Source organism: Pseudomonas sp. NPDC007930 (genome assembly GCF_042958985.1).
Lineage (GTDB): Bacteria > Pseudomonadota > Gammaproteobacteria > Pseudomonadales > Pseudomonadaceae > Aquipseudomonas.
This window is the reverse complement of sequence record NZ_JBIBKC010000015.1, coordinates 72,400-90,264: the sequence shown is the minus strand read 5'-3', so window position 1 is coordinate 90,264 and position 17,865 is coordinate 72,400. Positions and strand designations below refer to the sequence as shown.

Below are 17,865 nucleotides of genomic sequence, written 5' to 3'. Positions count from 1 at the left end.
AAGTGCCGGCACTGTTTTATCAAACCCGGAAAACGCGTCGGGTCCGGCAACAGTTGGGTGTCGTCGGCCCAATCCATATGCCCGGCGAAAAAGGGTACTGCGTGGGCGATGCCCACCGAAGCGACGGTGTCGAGTACGCCCAGAAACTCCACGCTGACCGGCAGCCCCAGCAACGTTTGTTCGGGCTTGTCGGCGCCTTCGGGGGTTTCGAACAGCTCGCTGAGCCAGGTCACGAAGGTGCGCGCTTCTGCGGCGCCGCGAGAAAAGCCGTAAACGTAGAGCTTGAGGGAGAGCGGTTGAGGTTGCGGGGGCCTTTGCTGCATCTTCAACCGCAAAGGCGCCAGCCACTTCTCGATCTCGTCGCGGCGGCGGGTGCGGCCAACGAAGCTGGGCATCGCCGGGACCATTGCGGTTGCCATAGCCAACACGCTGGCCCTGGCCGGCTCATCTTCGATTTCGTCATTGGTGACCGCGAAAGACAGTGCACTGACAATGCGCATCAGCGCCCAGTTGATTCTGTTCTCGCCGCCGCGGGCATATTTCAACCCTTCCTTACTGTAATCAAGCTCACCCATTTTCGGAAAAGGTGTACCTACGCCGGGTATGTAGTAAGAAAAATAGCCATGCCCCCTCGCCTCATCGTCCTGAATGGACGCGTGGTATAACCGGGCGATATTGCTCGGGTGGCCTTTTTTCGCATCATTGGACTCGTTGTTGTTCGTGCCATCGAAAAACAGGCTCACATGCAGCGCATGGCAACAGGCAAAATAACGCCGCCGCCCATTGGCATCCGCAGAGCGCTGGTAAGCGCGTGCCTCTGCCATCTGCAGCCTGTGATTGTTCTCCACTGCACGCAGGTCTTTAGGAAGACGACCACCCAGTGGGAATTCCGGGGCACCCCATACATGGGTTGGCGGGTGGATCATTTCGGACATACTGCTGGCTCCTCCATATGACGGGGTTCTTTGATCGGATAGTCAGGCAGCCACGTTGCCCGACAAGAAGTAGTGACCTTAACTTCCTGGCAAGGAAGGAAATGCACTGTCAAGCCACAGCGTTTATGGTCATACTCTGGAATTTCAACACGCGCCTCATAGTGCTTGTAGTTTTTCGCATGTTTTCGTTGCTCGACCATATAGCCTTCAGAAGTTAATGGGGGCCAATTCACATAGGCAAAAGGATCGAGATCAACCTCCCACTTTATATCCGCAATCATCCCCGGCCGCCACTTGTCCGGTAGCGCAATACAACAGGCACTGCCACCACCTCCTGAAGCTCTATAGCCGTTCACAGAAAACCAGTTAACTGTCGTACCCTTCACATGATTAACTGACTTCAAATCTCCCGCAGCCCACCCATCACCTGGCGATGAACAACCTACTAACAGCCAGGCGAACATTGCACCACCAAGTCCAAATTTATTTAGCGCGGACATACTACTGGCTCCTCCATATGACGAGGTTCTTTTATTGGATACTCAGGCCTCGACGTTGCCCAACACGAAGTCGTGACCTTCACTTGCTGACAGGTAAGGAAATGGACCGTCAGGCCGCAGCGGTCGTGGTCATACTCTGGAATTTCAACACGCGCTTCATAGCGCCTGTAATTTTTCGCGTGTTCTCGCTGCTTCACCCTATAACCCTCAGAGCCCAACGGTGGCCAATCGGAATACGCAGAAGGATCAGGGTCCACCTCCCACTTGATGTCAGCAATCATGCCCGGCCGCCACTTATTGGGTAGCGCAATACAGCACATACCACCACCTCCACCCGAAGCCCCGTAGCCATTGACAGACAACCAATTGATTCCCGTCCCTTTAACATGATTGACCGACTTCAACTCTCCGGGAGCCCATCCGTCATCCGGCGATGAACAACCTACTAACAGCCAGGCGAACACTGCACTACCAAGGCCAAATTTATTTAGCGCGGACATACTGCCGGTTCCTCCATATAATGGGGTTCTTTTATTGGATACTCAGGCCTCGAGGTTGCCCAACACGAAGTCGTGACCTTCACTTGCTGGCAGGTAAGGAAATGGACCGTCAGGCCGCAATGGTCGTGGTCATACTCTGGAATTTCAACCCGCGCAGAGTATTGTCTATATCTGGATTTATGTATCGCATAAGCAGCATCCCATTCTGCCGACATCACATTCGGCAACGAAGCCCCAGGATTAGGATCAATCTCCCACTTTATGTCCGCAATCAACCCCGGCCGCCATTTTATCGGTAGCCCAATACAACATGCTTTCCCACCCCCTCTCGAGGCTCCAGATTTATTCACAGAAAACCAGTTAAGCGCCGTACCTTTCACATGGTTAACCGACTTCACACTTCCGGCAACCCAATCATCGGCTGGCGAAGAGCAACCTACTAACAGCCAGGCGAACAATGCTCCACCAAGGCCAAATTTAGTTAACGCGGGCATACTGCTGGCTCCTCTACATCTTCAGGGTCTTGGATTGGATAGTCGGGCAACCACGTAGCCCGACACGAAGTTGTAACCTTTACTTGCTGACGAGCTAGAAAATGCACTGTCAATCCACAGCGCTTATGGTCATATTCAGGAATCTCGACCCTCGCAGCGTACTGCCTGTATTTAGACTTATAAATCGCATATGCAGCCCTATACTCAGGGTCCATAAGCTCCGGTAGCGGCTCTCTAGTATTGGGATCAACCTCCCACTTTATGTCCGCAATCATCCCCGGCCGCCACGTGTTCGGAAGCGCAATACAGCACGTACTGCCGCCCCCTCCTGAAGCGCGATAGCCATTCACAGAAAACCAATTGATCGCCGTGCCCCTCACATGGTTAACCGACTTCAAATCCCCGGCCGCCCACCCGTCATCCGCGGTGGAACACCCGCCGAGCATCAGCAAACACCCGCCTGCCCCCAACGCCTTGCGCCACCGCCCACCCTTGCCCCATCGCATCCGCTCAAACCCCGTTCTGATAAACCGTTCCAACCCAGCCCCGCTCGGCCTAGCCCTGGCAATTGTTCCGCACGGCTCGCGGCCCGGGCTGCCAGACAAATCTCAAAGTGCCGTGCGAAAACAGGTCATTACCCGCACACTCGCTCATCGCCCTAGGCCGGCCCCGCGCCTTTGGCGAGCTGCGCCAGCACGTAGGCTTCGAGCGGGCCGAAGGCCCCGGCCCGCGAGGCTTGCAGGGCGTAGCGGTACAACCGCTGAAAGCGTTGCTCGGCGCCCTCGGCCAGGCACTGCAGGCCAGGCAGGGCCAGCAGTGGCTCGGCCTCGCTGATGCAACCGATCAACTCCAATTGTTCATCGCTGATGGCCATGGGTGGCCCCACCGGCCCCCGTTCGCCGGCGTAATTGCCGCGCAGCCATTGGCCCACGCCGTCGCGGTCGAGCCAGCTCCAGTACCAGGCGGTGGCGAGAAAGCACTCGCGCTGTGCCGGGGCGAGGATGTGCCCCATCAGCTCAGGGAACACCCGTGGGTCGTAGTAGCGCAGCAGTGCCCGCTGGCCGCCGAGGGCCGCTTGGGCGAGGGCGCTCAATGCCGTTGCCAGGGCGCTGAACGGCAGCGGCGAGAGCAGCGCGAGCAGCCGGGCTTCGGGGCCGCAGTGCTCGATCAACTGCTCGGCCCAGTCGATATGACGCCAGTGGCCAAGGTCGATGCGCATCAGCAGCGGGGCACTGTCGAGCAGGTGTTGTTCGGGGCTGCCGGTGAACAACGAGTGCCAGGGCATCGGCGGGTCTATATGGCACAGCCCGGGCACGGCGGGCATGGCCAGGCCGGTTTGGTCGAGCAGCAGGTCGAAGTGGCCCAGGTGGTTTTCCTCGGCAACGGCGGTCAGTTGCGCCAGCCAGCTCATGGGCGCGCCCCCTCTTGCTGAAGCACCAGGCCCGCGGCGCGGGCCCGCGCGTTCTCGAGGCATTGCTTGCACACCGACTGCGGCAGCTCGCCCAGGGCCAGCGCCGCCCCTTGCGGCCCCCGCCAGGTATGCCGGCCCTTCAGGCTCAACTCGCCCGGGGTGTGTAGCTGGATGTCGCCGTTTTCCAGAATCCGGATAACGCCGCCGCCACAGCCCAGGCTGATGCCTTTGCGCGCGCTGATGCGCACCTCGCCCTGGGTCGACTGCACGCTGAGTTCGCCCTGGGCGGCCAACGCCATCAGGTTGCCGTGGGCTTCGACCTGCAGCGGCCCGCTGCCCGACACCAGGCGCATGCCCTCTTCCCGCGCCAGCAGGCTGATGCCCTGGTGGGCTTGCAGGCTCAGGCGCTCGGCGGCCACCGCGTGCAGGTGCTTGCCGCTGCGCAGGTAAGTGCTGGCGCTGCTGCCCAGCAGCAGGTTTTCCCCGCTGGTGGCGGCTACCCCCTGCGGGGCGCTGAGCACCAGCGCGGCGCCGGCCAGTTGCCGCGCCTGGCCGTGCAAATGCCCAAGGCCCTCGGCGGCGGGGACCGGGCTATGGTGCGCCTGGGCGATGGCCTGGCACTGTTCGAGGTGGCGTTGGGCGCTTTCGACCATCGCCAGGGCGCTGCTCATGTCTAGCACCTCGCCCTGCGCCCGGGGTTGTGGGTGGGCGCTGATAAACAGCCCTTTGCCGGCGCGCAGCGCGCCCCAGGCGTCGGTGCGCAACTCGAAGCCCTCGCCGCGCCGGGCCTTGTGCTGATCGACCAGGTGGCCGAGGTTGAGCTGGCTTTTACCGGCGTATTCGGTGCTGAGCTTGATGTGCTCCTGGCCGCGGGTGTCGTCCAGGCGCAGCTTGTTGTTGGTGGGGGTGCGCAGCACGTTGCGCTCTTCGTTGGCCAGGGTCACGTGGTCGTTGTTATAGGCATCGTGCAGGGCATGGGCGATATAGGGGCGGTCGGGGTCGCCGTGCTCGAAGGCGATGGCCACCTCGGTGCCGCCGATCAGCGGCAAGTGCAGCCCGTAGGTATCGCCACCGTACGGCCGGGCCAGGCGCAGCCATTGGCTTTCCTTGCCCGGCGCCCGCTCAACGGTGTCGAAGAAAAACCGCACGCGGTAACGCCCATGGCGGTCGAGGTCGGCATACGGGCGCTCGCGGGAGAACCGCGCCACCCGCGCCGGCAGGGTGCCAGCCATGACCGGCTTGGGCCGCAGCGGTGGGCGAAAACACACGGTCAGCGAATACGGCATGGCCGTGAGGCGGGTGTACAGGCCCGCCTCACGGCTGGCCTTGACCGTGACACGGGTGATCACCAGGCCCTGGGGGGCGCTCGGCAGCGGCTGGCCGCTGATCATCAGCCGGTGCCCGGCGGCCAGGGTGGCGCTGCTGGTCACCGCGGTAAAGCTGTGCTGGCGGTTGAGGTAACGCTCATGTTGCAGGCGCGCGGAAAAAAACGCGCCCGGGCTGTGCAGCTCTGGGCCCTTGGCCACGGCGCTGCCGCGTTCGCCGAAGCGATCGCCGAGGTGATACGCCAGGCCATGGGTGGTGGCGTCGCCCTGGGCATGGTCGGCCTCGGCGGCGATCGGCTGGCAGGGGCGCGCGTTGGATTCCAGGTAATCGTAATGGCGCACCAGCACCGCCCGCTCGACCACCTGGTGCTCCGCCTGCAGGCCCCACACGGCATCCTCGCCGTCGTTGGCCATGCCGGCCTGGGGCACGTAGGGCAAGCTGACCGGCGGGCGGTAATGGGCCTGGTCATCGTGAAAGTACACCACGTCTTCGAAGCCACCTTCGCTGGCCTCGATGTGGTACCAGATGCCCACCTCCGCCAGCAGCCGCTGGATGAACGCCAGGTCGCTTTCGCCAAACTGGATCACCTGCTCGCGGGGCGCGTATTGCCGGGCCAGTTGGAAGCGAAAGTCGTAGTCTTGCCAACCGTTGTGGGCCTTGAGCACCTCCCGCACGATCTGCTCGACGTTCAGGCCGAGGTACAAGCGCTGCTGGCAGCCGCGCCCCAGCAAAGCCAGGCGGGGCTCCAGGGTGACGCTGTAGAGGCCTTGGTCGGCGGAACTGCCCAGCCGCTTGAAACCGGTGACCACCCCCTGCAGCGTGCGCAACGGCGTGCCGTCGCTGTGGGCCGGGGCCGCGTGGAGTTCAAGCCGGGCGCGCTGGTTCAGCACCTGTTCGGGGCCGATGTGCCGCTCATCGGCGGCGAACTCGATGTGGTAGCAGTAGGGTTGGCTGAGGTGTTCTTCGCCTTCGAAGGCCATGACGTGCACAGGCGCCTCAAGGCCACTGACCAGCAGCAGGTGGCGGGTATGGTCGTAAAAAGAGCGAGGCATGGGCGGGTATCCGTGTGAATGCGTTCACCGGGATTGTTTCCGAGGGGCGGGGCTGGGGTCTGCCAGACAAATCCCAAATGTAGGGCTGAAAAGTCTGAAGAAGTTGTGGGAAAAATTACTGGGGGCCCGCGCCACGCCCGCGCGTGAACGCTGCCGTGGCTCGGGCGGGTAAAACTACGCTGAGCCGGCCGCGCTGCCGGGCCTGCAACCCCGCAGCGCGGCGCTCAACGGCTTTAGCGGGGCATGTGCAGTGGCTGCTTGCGCAGGTACGAGGTGATCAGCCAGTAGTCGCTAACGCCCCGCGCGGTGACACGCAACGGGAACACCACCGGCGTGCCAGTGGGCAGGGCGATGTCCCGATCGCGCGAAGCGCTTTGGTCCTTGCCGGTATTGCCGGCGCCGGTGCGTATCTCAGCGCTGCCTTCCCGTTCCAGCTTGAAATCCAGGCTGCCGAATTCATAACCGCGGATGCCAGGCACGTACAACCTGGCCCGGCCCTGGTCGAGCGGCACCTCTGGCACCTCCACGGTGAGCTGTTGCTCACCACGCCAGTACGACAGCGAGTACTTCAGGTTTTGCCCCGCCAGTGGCGCATTGGCGACGGCATTGTTGAAGTCGACGTCGACATAACCCTCGGCAGCCGCTGCCTTCGCTTGGGCGTAGGTGATGTCTCGTTTTTTATCTGCATTGAGAAAGTCCACAGGGAGCAACAGGGTGTCGATCGCGAAATCGGCCGGCAGGATCGCCAAGACCACAGGCGCGCAGAACAGAATCACCCAGCCACAGGCGTCCATACCCCCTCTCACCTGGAAGCTGCGGTTTAAACCGATCATCCCAAGCCCGGCCTGCACCCCTTTGTAATAGGTGACCTGCCGCGAGTACTGCTCGGGATCGAGCCGGCCTGTGTAGGTACCACACCCGGCCTGAAACAACACCGAGACCACCAACAGCCACGCCAACACTGCTTTCATTACGCCTTCCTTTCGCTTTTTATCGCGGCCCGGATGGAGGCCGCCTATGGGTGAAATTGCTCAGCGGGATTGTTTCCGAGGGGCGGGGCCAGGGTCTGCCAGACAAATCCCAAATGTAGGGCTGAAAAGTCTGAAGTGGCTGTGGGAAAAATCACCGGGCACTGGCTGCCATCGGTAAACCCAGGCCACTGCAGGTTGAAAAACCCACCCACCCCGCCTACACCCAATGCACCGCCGCCCACCCGAGGCCTGCCCTTCATGACCCTGCACATCGTCAATTTCACCGGCCCCATCCACTCGGCCACCTGCGGCCGCTTGATCGAGGTGTGTTCCAGCGCCGTGCGCGCCGAGGCCAGCAGCATCCTGCTGAAGATCGCCACCATGGGCGGCGAGGCCAGCTACGGCTTCACCCTGTTCAACTTCCTGCGCTCGTTGCCAGTGCCGGTGAACACCCACAACCTCGGCACGGTCGAATCGATGGGCAATATCCTTTACCTGGCCGGCAGCCACCGCACCGCCTGCCGCCACAGCAAGTTCCTGTTCCACCCCTTCCACTGGAACCTCAACGGCTCGGTGGACCACGCGCGCATGGCCGAGTACGCCATGAGCATGGATTTCGACCTGGAGCTGTACGCGCGCATCACCCTCGAACGCACCGCCGGCGCGCCGAAGGCCATGGCCATCCGCGACTACCTGCTGGCGGCGCCGGCGATCATCAGCGCCGAAGAGGCCATCGACTACGGCCTGGTGCACGCGGTAGACGAAGCCACCGACTACGCCGGCGCGGTGAGCCACGCGGTGCACAACTAGCGGCCATACCGAAACACCCCGCCCATTCACCTGAACCGGAGAAACCCACCATGGACTACGTACGCTTAGGCTCCGCGGGCCTGAAGGTGTCGAAACTGTGCCTCGGCTGCATGACCTACGGCGCCCCCAGCTGGCGCGACTGGGTGCTCGACGAAGCCGCCAGCCGGCCGTTCATTCGCCAGGCGCTGGATGCCGGCATCAACTTTTTCGACACCGCCGACATGTACTCGCTGGGCGCCAGCGAGCAGGTGCTGGGCAAGGCGCTGCTCGACTACAGCCGCCGCGAGGACGTGGTGCTGGCCACCAAGGTGTTCCACCCCATGGGCGAGCAGCCCAACGCCCGCGGGCTGTCGCGCAAGCACATCCTGGCGAGCATCGACGCCTCGCTGGCGCGACTGGGCACCGATTATGTCGACCTGTACATCATCCACCGCTTCGACCCCGACACGCCGCTGCTGGAAACCCTCGAAGCCCTCGACACCGTGGTGCGCTCGGGCCGCGCGCGTTACATCGGCGCCTCGTCGATGCACGCCTGGCAGTTCATGCGCATGCTTGGCTTGCAGCAGCAACACGGGCTGGCGCAGTTCGTGTCGATGCAGAACCACTACAACCTGATCTACCGCGAAGAGGAGCGCGAAATGCTGCCGCTGTGCCGCGAGTTGGGCATTGCCGTGACGCCGTGGTCGCCGCTGGCGCGCGGCGTGCTGGCCGGCACGCGCAAGGGCCAGACGCTGCGCGCCGGCAGCGATAAGCCGGCGCAGCTGTGGTACGACCATCACGAGGAAGAAGCCGCTATCGTGGCCGCCGTCGAGCAGGTGGCGGCCCAGCGCGGCGTGGCGCCGGCGCAGGTGGCGCTGGCCTGGGTGGCCAGCCGGGGCGGCATCACCGCGCCGATCATCGGCGCCAGCAAGCCGCACCACCTGGGCGATGCCCTGGCGGGGCTGGCGCTCTCCCTGAGCGCTGAGGAAGTGGCGTTGCTTGAGCAGCCGTACCGGCCGCGCCCAGTGGCCGGGCACGACTAGGCGCGACTACAAGCCGGCGGCGCCCTGCTCCACCGGCTGGCAGCGAAAGCCCTGGCTCTGGTCCTTGGCCACCCGCGCCTGGGCCTTGGCGCTGCACACCTCGGGGTTTTGCTGGGCGTTCCACAGCACCGCCTTGGTCTCGCCCACCTGGTACATCGTGCGGCACACGTACTGGCCGCCGGCCGCGCCGGGCTCGACCCAGATGGCCCGGGTGTCGTTGCCACGGGCGCAGCTGTAGCGCCCGCTGGCCAGCGCCGGGGCGGCCGCCGGGGCCACCGCGGCCGGTGCTGGCGCGGCGGCGGCCACGGTGTTACCGCCCTGGCTCAGCACCACCGTGGCATACAGGGTGCCCCGCGGCACCCCGGCCGGCGCTTGCCAGGCCAGCGCCCAGCCGCCCCCCAGCGCCAAGGCACCCTGAGCTTGCGGCAACACCGCCTGGCCGGGGCCGGCGGCGGCGGGCCAGGCAACGCCCATCGGTGGCGCCGCCGGCGCCATCTGGTCGAGCGCCCAGCCGCTGAAGCCCAGGTCCTTGGCGGCGCCGGCCGGCGGCTGCTGGCATTGCACCCGCGCCGAGAGGCAGTGGGGTTGGGCGTTGTCTTGCAGCAGCACCACCGCGCCGGTGTCGAAAAATTGCTCGCGCAGGGCCCGCTCATCGCCGCCGGCGGCGGCGATCGCCACGCCGCCGAGCGCCCCGGCCAGGGCCGCGCGGCGGGCGTCTTCGGCGGGCGGGCCGTCGCTGCTGGAGGTTTTTTCCGCATCCCACACCGCCGCGCCGCTGAACAGCCCGACCCGCAAGGCTTGCTCGGCGCTGGCGCCGGGCTGGCGGTAGGCCCACCACGCGGCATACGCGGCCACGCCGGCGGGCCCACCGTACACGCCGCGGCCCAGTTGCTGGGCCGCGTTACCCACGGTAAAGCCGCGGGCGATGCGGTCGGCGGCGCTGTCTTCGACCACCTGGTTGCCCAGGCTGGCCTGCCACAGGCTGTTGACCCAAGCGCTACTGCCCGGCTGGCTGCCGCTGCGCACGAACGCGGCGATCACCGGCGCGGCGGAGGTAGCGGCTGGCACGGGGCCAGGGGCCGCCGGCGGCGCCGGGTAGCGCTGCAGCACCACGCCGCGCAAGTCCCCCAGCGCCTGCTCGGCCACCGCGCGCCAACCGGTCATGACCATCCCGCCGCTGTCGGCCGGCGGCACACTGGCGGGGGCCTCGGGGCTGGGTGGGGTGTCGGCGTGGGTGGGCAGGCACAGCAACAGGCACAGCAGGGGGCAGAAACGGGTAAGCATGCAAAAGCCTCGGTGTAGGCGCGCTGGGGGGCGTCGTCGACCGCAGCCTGATGACGAAAAACCTGGCACCAGCATAGCCGGGATTGCCCGGGGGGCAAGCCCCGGGCGCTCAAGGGTCAGCCGGCCCAGCGCTTGAACAGCACGCTGGCGTTCACCCCGCCAAAGCCGAAGCCGTTGGACAACGCGTACTCCATCGGCCAGGGCAGCGCTTGCCCCCGTACCAGGTTCAGGCCGGCCGCGGCGTCGTCGGGCTGGGCCAGGTTGAGCGTGGCCGGGGCTAACTGATCACGCAGGGCGAGCACGGTGAAGATCGCCTCGATGCCGCCCGCGGCGCCCAGCAAATGCCCGGTGGCCGACTTGGTGGCACTGATCGCCAGCCCCTGCTGGCGGCCGAACAGGCGCACGACGGCCGCCAGCTCGCCTTTATCGCCCACCGGGGTGGAGGTGGCGTGGGCGTTCAAATGCTGTACCTGCTCTGGGCCCACCCCAGCCTGGGCCAGGGCCTGTTGCATGGCGCGCAGGGCGCCGTCGCCGTCTTCCGGGCCGGCGGTCATGTGGTAAGCGTCGGCGCTGGTGCCATAGCCCACCAGCTCGGCCAGCGGTTGCGCGCCGCGGGCCAGGGCGTGCTGCAGTTCTTCTATCACCAGCAGGCCGGCGCCCTCGCCCATCACAAAACCATCGCGGCCTTGGTCGAACGGCCGCGAGGCCTGCGCCGGCTGGGCGTTGTACTCGGTGCTGAGGGCCCGCGCGGCGGCGAACCCGGCCAGGCTGACACGGTGGATGCACGCCTCGGCGCCACCACACAGGGCGACGTCTACCTCACCGGCGCGGATCATCCGCGCGGCATCGCCAATCGCCTGCACGCCGGCGGCGCAGGCGGTGACCGGCGCCCCCAGCGGGCCTTTGAAGCCATGCAGAATCGACACATGCCCTGCGGCCATGTTGCTCAAGAACGACGGGATGGTGAACGGTGACAAGCGCTTCGGGCCCTTGCCGTCGACCGTGCGCACCGCCTCGGCGATCGCCGGGAAGCCGCCCACGCCCGAGGCGATCACCGTCGCCGTGCGCGCTTGCTGCCGCGCCGTGGCCGGTGCCCAGCCGGCCTGCTCCAGCGCCTGCTGGGCGGCCGCCACGGCGAACAGGATGAAGCGGTCCATCTTGCGTTGTTCCTTGCCGCTCAGGTAGTGGTCGGGGTCAAAGCCCCCTTGCGGGTCGGCTTCGCGCCCCGGCACGCGCCCGCCGATGCTCACCGGCAAGCCCGCCACGTACTCGGCCGGCAGCGCGGCGATGCCCGACTGCCCGGCCAGCAGCCGCTGCCAGCTGTGCTCCACGCCACAGGCCAGGGGCGTGAGGGCGCCCATGCCGGTGACCACGATGCGTTTTTCCATGATGCGCTCCACGGGTTCAGGGGTGTACACCCTAGACGTTACTATCAATTTGAAAGTAACATTCTGGCCCCGCTTGCTGTCAACCACCGCCGAAGGAGGCGCCGTGCAACACACGCCCTTGACCCACGCCGAATGCCCCATCGCCCGCAGCCTGGAGCACGTCGGTGAATGGTGGAGCATGTTGATCATCCGTGATGCGTTGCAGGGGCTGCGGCGCTTCGATGAGTTTTCCCGCAGCCTGGGCATTGCCCCGAACATGCTCACCCGCCGCCTGGCCACGCTGGTCGCGGCCGGCCTGCTGAGCAAGCAGGCCTACCAGCAGCGGCCGCTGCGCTACGAATACGTGCCCACCGCCAAGGCGTGGGATTTTGCCGAGGTGTTGATGGCGCTGATCAGTTGGGGCAACCGCCACTATGCCCCGGAAGGCGCCAGTGTGCAGGTGGTCGACCGCGACACCGGGCGGCCCTTGGCAGCGGCCTGGGTCGACGCGGCCAGCGGCCAGTTAGTGCCCGCCGAGCGCGTTGCGGTGAGGCCGGGGCCGGCGGCGAGCGAGGGGATGCGGGAGCGGTTGAAGGGGTTGGGTTAGGTGCGATGGGCCCCCGAAGCCTCACACCGGCAACAGGCTCAAGCCACTGCGAAACACCCGCGGCAGCCCACTCAGCGGATCATTGAAGCGCAACTCACGGGCCAGCAGTTGCAGCGGCCGGGTGGGGTCGTCCTGTTCATCGGCGGCCACCACCTCGGGGTAGAACGGGTCAAACCGCAGCGGCGCGCCGAGGGCGGCCATGTGCACGCGCAACTGGTGGGTTTTGCCGGTGATCGGCGCCAGCGCGTAGTGCCAGTACTCGGCGCCACGCGCCAACACCCGCACCACAGTTTCACTGTTCGGCGTGCCGGGCGCCTCGGCCATGCGGAAGAACGGCTCGCCACGCACCATCCGGCTGCGATGGGTATACGGCAGCGCCAGGTGCGGCAGGGCTGGGGCCACGGCTTCGTAGTGCTTGTCGATTTGCCGCTGCGGGAACAGCCCCTGGTACAGCGCGCGGCTGGCGGGGTTGGCCGAGAACATCACCAGCCCGGCGGTGTGCCGGTCGATGCGGTGCAGCGGCACCAGGTCGGGGTTGCCCAGGCGGTGGATCAGCCGGCGCAGCAGGGTTTGCTCCACGTAGCGGCCGCCCGGGGTGACCGGCAAAAAATGCGGTTTGTCGGCGATGACCAGGTGTTCGTCTACATGCAGCACCTGCTCTTGCACCGCGAGCACCGGCTCACCCGGCACCTCGCGGAAATAATGCACCCGCAAGCCTTGCCGGTAAGGGTGCTCCAGCCCCAGCGGCTGGCCGTCGGCGCCCAGCACCCTGCCCCGGGCGAAACGGTCGCGCCACACCTCGGGCCCCTGGCTGGCGAAGTGCGCGCACAGGCAGTCGAACACCGTGCCCCACGGCCCTGGCGGCAGGCAAAGGGTGCTGGCCTGCACCTGGGCGGGGTTGAAGGTTGGGTCAGCCATGGGCGGGAGTCTCGGGGCGGCAACGGGAAAGCGCGGATTATCCGCGATCAGTGCACGCCAGCTCCAGCTTCGCGCGCGTCGCAGGCCTGCTTGAGCAGACGCAGCACCGCGACAGCTTCCCAGCGGGCGGGGTCGAACAGCGCGTAGAGCTGGCCGTCGTAACCGACCACATCGAGCCCGCGATGATACCCGGCGCGCTGGAACAGCGCTTCGATCTCGGCGAAGCAGCCGTTGAAATGCGCTTTGCCGAACGGTGTACGCTCGCCCATCACCAGGCCGTCGAGCTGCAGCGCCAGGGCCGCGTCGAACACCACCTGGGTGGCCATCTGGTTGACGCTGTACTTGAGTTGTTCGATGTTCACGGTGCCTCGCCTAGCCAATACTGTACGCATATACAGATTACTCATCCATGAAGTTGCCGGCAAGCGCGAAGTGTGCGCACCGCCGGGCGGCAAGGCGACCCCATGATCATTTCAAGAAATGTTCGATGTCTTCGAGGTCGAACGGCCAGGCCATCCGCGCACCGCTGTCGAGGCGTTCGAGCACCGGTGCGTCGTTGCCCAGCCGCGCCCCCAGCGCCGGGTGCTCGGCCAGGTCGACCAGTTCCACCAGCAGGCCGGACTGCTCGACCCACTCCAGCAACATGTGCTCGGCCACCGCGCAGGTGGGGTGGCCGGCGATGATGTACAACTTGCATTCGGCGAGCATGGGCGGCTCCTGGCAACGGCGCTGCTTCCAGCATAGCCCGCGGGCGCGGTTCAGTCGGGGTTGACCGCGCCGATCTTGTGCAGCGAGAGGTCCGCGCCGTAGTACTCCTGTTCTTGGCTCAGGCGCAAGCCGAGGGCCAGCTTGAGCAGGCCATACACGCCGAACCCGCCCAGCAGCGCCACCAGCACCCCGGCCACACTGCCCACCACTTGCGACGCCAGGCTCACCCCGCCGATGCCGCCCAGCCCGGTTTGCCCGAACACCCCGCAGGCCACCCCACCCCACACCCCGCACAGGCCGTGCAGCGGCCACACACCGAGCACGTCGTCGAGCTTCCATTTGCTTTGCGCCAGAGTGAAGCACCACACAAACAACGCCCCGGCCACCGCGCCGGTGGCCAGGGCGCCGACCGGGTGCATCAGGTCGGAGCCGGCGCACACCGCCACCAGCCCGGCCAACGGGCCGTTGTGCAAAAAACCTGGGTCATTGCGGCCCACCAGCAGCGCCGCGACGGTACCGCCGACCATGGCCATCAACGAGTTCACCGCCACCAGCCCGCTGGCGTTGTCCAGCGACTGGGCGCTCATCACGTTGAAGCCGAACCAGCCGACGATCAGAATCCACGAGCCCAACGCTAGGAACGGGATATTCGACGGCGCGAAGGCGACCAGCCGGCCCTCGCGAAAGCGCCCGTGGCGCGGGCCCAGCAGCAGCACCGCGGCCAGCGCCAGCCAGCCGCCCATGGCGTGCACCACCACCGACCCGGCGAAATCATGGAACGGCGCGCCGAAGCGCGCGGCCAGCCACGCCTGCGCGCCGCCGTTGCCGTTCCACACCAGGCCCTCGAAAAACGGGTAAACGAAGGCTACGATCAGCGCGGTGGCGCACAATTGCGGCACGAACCGCGCGCGCTCGGCGATGCCACCGGAGATAATCGCCGGGATCGCCGCGGCGAAGGTCAGCAGGAAGAAAAACTTCACCAGCGCGTAACCATGGTCGGTGGCCAGTTCGCTGGCCGGCTTGAGAAAGTCCACGCCATAGGCCAGCCAATAGCCAATGAAGAAGTACGCCAGGGTCGACACGGCGAAGTCACTGAGGATTTTCGACAACGCGTTGACCTGGTTCTTTTGCCGGACGGTGCCGACTTCCAGAAAGGCAAAACCGGCGTGCATGGCCAGGACCATGACCGCGCCACAGAGCAGGAACAGCGTGTTGGTGCCGTGAACGAGGGTGTTCACGGCGCTTTGAAGGTTTTCCATCGTCGGCAGGCCTGAAGGTTCGCAACCCGGCGGCCAGCCGATCGCAAACCGCACCAAAGCGGTTCAGGCTCAAACGGCCGGAATCATTATGGTGCACGGCAAACGAATATCAGCGGCAGCGCGGGAAAGGGTTAGCTCAAATCATTGGGTTATCGTTAAGCTGCGGGCGGGCGCGGCGGGCGTCTTGCCTCTTTTGCGCGCACACTGCCAGCGGCGTGCACCGCCAAGTAGCAAAAAATGTACCATGGGCTTTGGACTGAACCTTACCCGCGGCCCTGGACTCGAACCGATACCACACTGACAGGAGGCGATATGGCCAGCCTTTCCGCCAAGGCCGCACAAGAAGTGCTTGCGGCAGACTTTCAAACCCTGGTGCGCGACGCTGAAAAGCTGCTCGAGCACAGCGCCACCCTCGCCGGTGACCAGGCCGACATCCTCCGCGCGCAGATCAAGGCCAGCCTGGCCAACGCCCGCGCCTCGCTGAAGGAAAGCGAACAAGCCCTGCTCGACCAAGGCAAGCTGGCGGTGGGCGCCACCGAAGACTTCATCCAGGCCAAACCCTTGCAGGCCATCGGCATCGCCGCCGGGGTGGGCTTTCTGATCGGCCTGCTGGCTACAAGGCGCTGACCCGCATGAGTATCGAGGAAAAACCGGGCCCCGGCGCCGAACCGGCCGCAGGCTCCCCTACCCGCGGCGTACTGGCCGGCATACTGGGGCTGTTGCACAGCCACGTAGAGCTGTTCGGCATCGAGCTGCAGGAACAGAAATCGCGCACCGTCAGCCTGCTGCTGTTCGCCGGCCTGGCGCTGGTGTTTGCGCTGCTGGCACTGGTGGCGCTGTCGGGGTTGATCCTGATCCTGCTGTGGGAAAACTACCGCATACCCGGGATGATCGGCCTGGCGGTGTTCTACCTGCTGGCCGGGCTGTTCTGCGCATTGCGGCTCAAGGCCGCGGTGTTCGATGAATCTTCGCCCTTCCACGCCACCCTCGAAGAGTTGGCCAAAGACCGGGAGCGCCTGTTGCCATGAGCCTGCCCATCAAGCACGGCAATACCCGCCGGGAAATGCGCAAGGCGCTGGTGCGCCTGCGCATGGAGATGCACCGCCAGGAGATCCGCCAGCATGCCCGCCAGGTGGTCAACCCACTGGCGCGGCTAAAGGGCATGGGCAGCCACATGCAAGAGGGCCTGGGCATCAAGCACGGGCCGCTGTGGGGCGTGGGGCTGGTGGCGCTGCTGGGCTTTTTCAGCGGCAAGGGCGCGCGCAACGGCAAGCTCGGCGGCCTGGCGCGGCTGGCCAAGCTGGCGGCGAGCCTGGCGCCGTTGATTCGGCTGTTGCAGAAGGCGGCCAAATAGGCGTTGCGTGAGGGGGCCGACCTTCACGGTGCGTGAGCGTTGGTTCCTGCCAAAACTGGCGGCATTCTTGCATTGCCCAGAGGATAATTCCAAGGAGCCATCACTAGGCCTCCTATCTGAGCATTAAGGAGCCACTGTGTTCGACGGGCAACCCCTCGCCTGCTTCCAGCCCTTTATCGACACCGCCACCGGCCGCATCGCCGGTGTCGAGGCGCTCGGCCGCCTGCGCCAGGCTGACGGCCAACTGCGTTCGGTGGGCCCGCTGTTCGCCGACCCCAAGCGTAGCAACACAGAGCTGCGCGGCCTCGACCGGCTGATCCGCGACGACGCCCTGGCGAAACTGGCGCTGGCCCCGAACGACTGGTTCCTCAGCCTGAATATTTCCCCGCGCTGGGTCAGCCGTTTGCGCCCTGGGCAGGCTTTGCCCAGCCTGGCGCAGTTGGCCCGGCACAACGTGGCGCCGAGCCGGGTGGTGTACGAAATCACCGAATTCTCCGGCAACGGCCAGCGCCTCAGCGAAGTGGCCCAGCGTTACCGCGAAGCCGGCGCGCGCATCGCCATCGACGACTTCGGCGCCGGTTACTCACAGCTCGACCGGGTGCTGGAGTTGCAACCAGACATCCTCAAGCTCGACATGCGTTTGTTCCAGGCCGCCGCCCGTGGCGGGCCGAGCAGCGAAGTGGTCAAGGCGCTGGCGTTGATGGCGGAAAAAACCGGCTGCTGGATCATCGCCGAAGGGGTAGAGACCGAAGCCGAGCTGGACTTCGCCCTGGAGTGCGGCGCGCGCTACGTGCAGGGTTTTCTGTTCGCCCAGGCCGAGCCGACCTTCTTCGAAAGCGATGCGTTCGTCGAGCGCTTCGCCGTGCTGCGCAGCCGCTATGTGCAGAAGAAAATCCAGCAGCGCGCGCGGCTGAAGAACGTGCGCCAGCAACTGGCGGTGCTGATGCGCACCCTGCAGCAGTGGGCCAGCGCCCACGGCACGGTGGCCGAGCTGCCAAACCTGGCCGCCTACCCCTGGGTGCTGCGCTTCTACCAGTGCGACCGCCACGGCACCCAGCTCACGCCCAACCTGGAGTGGCGCCACGGCGGCTGGCACAGCGACCCGGGCTACATCGGCCACAACTGGTCGTGGCGGCCGTACTTCTACCAGTTGCTCGCCGAGGGCTGGGACGAACGCCGGCTGACCCTCTCCAGCACCTACCGCGACGCCACCTCGAACCAGTACTGCCTGACCGCCGGGCAATGCTTCGACAACGGCGAGCGGCTGTTGCTGATCGACGTCGACGCCACCGCCGCCGACGCGTAAGGCTTGCGCGCGGCCGGCAATGGCGGGAAGCTGGCCCCTGG

Annotated in this window: 21 protein-coding genes; 7 read left to right on the top strand and 14 right to left on the bottom strand. The window is 65.7% G+C overall.

Features of this window, described 5'->3' with window-relative positions; translation table 11 throughout:
* The 8 genes from ACFZCE_RS22910 to ACFZCE_RS22875 all read right to left on the bottom strand — a co-directional run.
* Window positions 1–935, bottom strand: a 935-nt coding sequence (locus ACFZCE_RS22910) for a phospholipase effector Tle1 domain-containing protein (RefSeq protein WP_390942821.1), incomplete at its 3' end; no start/stop codon positions are given.
* Complete coding sequence (locus ACFZCE_RS22905) at window positions 923–1,435, bottom strand: DUF3304 domain-containing protein (protein WP_390942820.1); 513 nt, start codon at window positions 1,433–1,435, stop codon at window positions 923–925. The genes ACFZCE_RS22905 and ACFZCE_RS22910, both read right to left, overlap by 13 nt.
* Window positions 1,423–1,935, bottom strand: coding sequence for a DUF3304 domain-containing protein (locus tag ACFZCE_RS22900; protein ID WP_390942819.1), 513 nt, complete (start codon window positions 1,933–1,935; stop codon window positions 1,423–1,425). Before ACFZCE_RS22900 ends, ACFZCE_RS22905 begins: the two co-directional genes overlap by 13 nt.
* The gene (locus tag ACFZCE_RS22895; protein WP_390942818.1) at window positions 1,923–2,429 is read right to left on the bottom strand and encodes a DUF3304 domain-containing protein; all 507 of its coding nucleotides are present in this window, start codon (window positions 2,427–2,429) and stop codon (window positions 1,923–1,925) included. The genes ACFZCE_RS22900 and ACFZCE_RS22895 overlap by 13 nt, the downstream gene beginning before the upstream one ends.
* Window positions 2,417–2,875, bottom strand: coding sequence for a DUF3304 domain-containing protein (locus tag ACFZCE_RS22890; RefSeq protein ID WP_390942823.1), 459 nt, complete (start codon window positions 2,873–2,875; stop codon window positions 2,417–2,419). Before ACFZCE_RS22890 ends, ACFZCE_RS22895 begins: the two co-directional genes overlap by 13 nt.
* Window positions 2,876–3,087: 212 nt before the next feature.
* The gene (locus tag ACFZCE_RS22885; protein WP_390942817.1) at window positions 3,088–3,840 is read right to left on the bottom strand and encodes a DUF4123 domain-containing protein; all 753 of its coding nucleotides are present in this window, start codon (window positions 3,838–3,840) and stop codon (window positions 3,088–3,090) included.
* Complete coding sequence (locus tag ACFZCE_RS22880) at window positions 3,837–6,218, bottom strand: type VI secretion system tip protein VgrG (RefSeq protein WP_390942816.1); 2,382 nt, start codon at window positions 6,216–6,218, stop codon at window positions 3,837–3,839. Before ACFZCE_RS22880 ends, ACFZCE_RS22885 begins: the two co-directional genes overlap by 4 nt.
* A gap of 233 nt (window positions 6,219–6,451) precedes the next feature.
* On the bottom strand, window positions 6,452–7,189 hold the full coding sequence (locus tag ACFZCE_RS22875; RefSeq protein ID WP_390942815.1) for a hypothetical protein: 738 nt from the start codon (window positions 7,187–7,189) through the stop codon (window positions 6,452–6,454).
* 258 nt (window positions 7,190–7,447) lie between these two features.
* On the opposite strand from ACFZCE_RS22875, the gene ACFZCE_RS22870 reads away from it, so the two are divergent.
* Both ACFZCE_RS22870 and ACFZCE_RS22865 read left to right on the top strand, forming a co-directional pair.
* Window positions 7,448–7,999, top strand: coding sequence for an ATP-dependent Clp protease proteolytic subunit (locus ACFZCE_RS22870; protein WP_390942814.1), 552 nt, complete (start codon window positions 7,448–7,450; stop codon window positions 7,997–7,999).
* Window positions 8,000–8,049: 50 nt separating this feature from the next.
* A complete protein-coding gene (locus ACFZCE_RS22865) occupies window positions 8,050–9,021 on the top strand; it encodes an aldo/keto reductase (RefSeq protein WP_390942813.1) in 972 nt (323 codons plus the stop codon).
* Window positions 9,022–9,027: 6 nt separating this feature from the next.
* Here the strand turns inward: ACFZCE_RS22865 and ACFZCE_RS22860 are convergent, their stop codons facing one another.
* Both ACFZCE_RS22860 and fabF read right to left on the bottom strand, forming a co-directional pair.
* Complete coding sequence (locus ACFZCE_RS22860; RefSeq protein ID WP_390942812.1) at window positions 9,028–10,305, bottom strand: hypothetical protein; 1,278 nt, start codon at window positions 10,303–10,305, stop codon at window positions 9,028–9,030.
* A 116-nt stretch (window positions 10,306–10,421) separates the two neighbouring features.
* Window positions 10,422–11,693, bottom strand: a complete 1,272-nt coding sequence (fabF, locus tag ACFZCE_RS22855) for a beta-ketoacyl-ACP synthase II (RefSeq protein ID WP_390942811.1) — start codon at window positions 11,691–11,693, stop codon at window positions 10,422–10,424.
* A gap of 103 nt (window positions 11,694–11,796) precedes the next feature.
* Between fabF and ACFZCE_RS22850 the strand changes: the two genes are divergently transcribed.
* Window positions 11,797–12,279: a winged helix-turn-helix transcriptional regulator gene (locus ACFZCE_RS22850; RefSeq protein ID WP_390942810.1), complete on the top strand. Its 483-nt coding sequence runs from the start codon at window positions 11,797–11,799 to the stop codon at window positions 12,277–12,279.
* A gap of 21 nt (window positions 12,280–12,300) precedes the next feature.
* Here ACFZCE_RS22850 and ACFZCE_RS22845 read toward each other — a convergent pair whose 3' ends face one another.
* The 4 genes from ACFZCE_RS22845 to ACFZCE_RS22830 all read right to left on the bottom strand — a co-directional run bounded on the left by ACFZCE_RS22845 (window position 12,301) and on the right by ACFZCE_RS22830 (window position 15,164).
* Complete coding sequence (locus tag ACFZCE_RS22845; RefSeq protein ID WP_390942809.1) at window positions 12,301–13,197, bottom strand: pseudouridine synthase; 897 nt, start codon at window positions 13,195–13,197, stop codon at window positions 12,301–12,303.
* 47 nt (window positions 13,198–13,244) lie between these two features.
* Window positions 13,245–13,523, bottom strand: coding sequence for a transcriptional regulator (locus ACFZCE_RS22840; protein ID WP_390942822.1), 279 nt, complete (start codon window positions 13,521–13,523; stop codon window positions 13,245–13,247).
* Window positions 13,524–13,665: 142 nt separating this feature from the next.
* Window positions 13,666–13,905, bottom strand: a complete 240-nt coding sequence (locus tag ACFZCE_RS22835) for a glutaredoxin family protein (protein ID WP_390942808.1) — start codon at window positions 13,903–13,905, stop codon at window positions 13,666–13,668.
* A 50-nt stretch (window positions 13,906–13,955) separates the two neighbouring features.
* A complete protein-coding gene (locus tag ACFZCE_RS22830) occupies window positions 13,956–15,164 on the bottom strand; it encodes an ammonium transporter (RefSeq protein ID WP_390942807.1) in 1,209 nt (402 codons plus the stop codon).
* 312 nt (window positions 15,165–15,476) lie between these two features.
* On the opposite strand from ACFZCE_RS22830, the gene ACFZCE_RS22825 reads away from it, so the two are divergent.
* From ACFZCE_RS22825 to ACFZCE_RS22810, 4 genes are all read left to right on the top strand, one after another.
* Window positions 15,477–15,791: a DUF883 family protein gene (locus tag ACFZCE_RS22825; protein WP_390942806.1), complete on the top strand. Its 315-nt coding sequence runs from the start codon at window positions 15,477–15,479 to the stop codon at window positions 15,789–15,791.
* A gap of 5 nt (window positions 15,792–15,796) precedes the next feature.
* Window positions 15,797–16,192: a phage holin family protein gene (locus ACFZCE_RS22820; RefSeq protein WP_390942805.1), complete on the top strand. Its 396-nt coding sequence runs from the start codon at window positions 15,797–15,799 to the stop codon at window positions 16,190–16,192.
* Window positions 16,189–16,518 carry a hypothetical protein gene (locus ACFZCE_RS22815; RefSeq protein ID WP_390942804.1) on the top strand — a complete coding sequence of 110 codons (330 nt, stop codon included), beginning with the start codon at window positions 16,189–16,191 and terminating at the stop codon, window positions 16,516–16,518. The genes ACFZCE_RS22820 and ACFZCE_RS22815 overlap by 4 nt, the downstream gene beginning before the upstream one ends.
* Window positions 16,519–16,654: 136 nt before the next feature.
* Entirely contained in the window at window positions 16,655–17,824 is a 1,170-nt protein-coding gene (locus ACFZCE_RS22810; RefSeq protein ID WP_390942803.1) for an EAL domain-containing protein, read from the top strand.
* The last annotated feature ends 41 nt before the right edge of the window (window positions 17,825–17,865 follow it).

Excerpts from the sequence above, each read along its gene's own strand:
- ACFZCE_RS22905 (WP_390942820.1), bottom strand. The coding sequence starts at position 1,435 with ATGTCCGCGCTAAATAAATTTGGACTTGGTGGTGCAATGTTCGCCTGG.
- ACFZCE_RS22900 (WP_390942819.1), bottom strand. The coding sequence starts at position 1,935 with ATGTCCGCGCTAAATAAATTTGGCCTTGGTAGTGCAGTGTTCGCCTGG.
- ACFZCE_RS22895 (WP_390942818.1), bottom strand. The coding sequence starts at position 2,429 with ATGCCCGCGTTAACTAAATTTGGCCTTGGTGGAGCATTGTTCGCCTGG.
- ACFZCE_RS22890 (WP_390942823.1), bottom strand. The coding sequence starts at position 2,875 with ATGCTCGGCGGGTGTTCCACCGCGGATGACGGGTGGGCGGCCGGGGAT.
- ACFZCE_RS22885 (WP_390942817.1), bottom strand. The coding sequence starts at position 3,840 with ATGAGCTGGCTGGCGCAACTGACCGCCGTTGCCGAGGAAAACCACCTG.
- ACFZCE_RS22880 (WP_390942816.1), bottom strand. The coding sequence starts at position 6,218 with ATGCCTCGCTCTTTTTACGACCATACCCGCCACCTGCTGCTGGTCAGT.
- ACFZCE_RS22875 (WP_390942815.1), bottom strand. The coding sequence starts at position 7,189 with ATGAAAGCAGTGTTGGCGTGGCTGTTGGTGGTCTCGGTGTTGTTTCAG.
- ACFZCE_RS22870 (WP_390942814.1), top strand. The coding sequence starts at position 7,448 with ATGACCCTGCACATCGTCAATTTCACCGGCCCCATCCACTCGGCCACC.
- ACFZCE_RS22865 (WP_390942813.1), top strand. The coding sequence starts at position 8,050 with ATGGACTACGTACGCTTAGGCTCCGCGGGCCTGAAGGTGTCGAAACTG.
- ACFZCE_RS22860 (WP_390942812.1), bottom strand. The coding sequence starts at position 10,305 with ATGCTTACCCGTTTCTGCCCCCTGCTGTGCCTGTTGCTGTGCCTGCCC.
- fabF (WP_390942811.1), bottom strand. The coding sequence starts at position 11,693 with ATGGAAAAACGCATCGTGGTCACCGGCATGGGCGCCCTCACGCCCCTG.
- ACFZCE_RS22845 (WP_390942809.1), bottom strand. The coding sequence starts at position 13,197 with ATGGCTGACCCAACCTTCAACCCCGCCCAGGTGCAGGCCAGCACCCTT.
- ACFZCE_RS22840 (WP_390942822.1), bottom strand. The coding sequence starts at position 13,523 with ATGGCCACCCAGGTGGTGTTCGACGCGGCCCTGGCGCTGCAGCTCGAC.
- ACFZCE_RS22835 (WP_390942808.1), bottom strand. The coding sequence starts at position 13,905 with ATGCTCGCCGAATGCAAGTTGTACATCATCGCCGGCCACCCCACCTGC.
- ACFZCE_RS22830 (WP_390942807.1), bottom strand. The coding sequence starts at position 15,164 with ATGGAAAACCTTCAAAGCGCCGTGAACACCCTCGTTCACGGCACCAAC.
- ACFZCE_RS22825 (WP_390942806.1), top strand. The coding sequence starts at position 15,477 with ATGGCCAGCCTTTCCGCCAAGGCCGCACAAGAAGTGCTTGCGGCAGAC.
- ACFZCE_RS22820 (WP_390942805.1), top strand. The coding sequence starts at position 15,797 with ATGAGTATCGAGGAAAAACCGGGCCCCGGCGCCGAACCGGCCGCAGGC.
- ACFZCE_RS22815 (WP_390942804.1), top strand. The coding sequence starts at position 16,189 with ATGAGCCTGCCCATCAAGCACGGCAATACCCGCCGGGAAATGCGCAAG.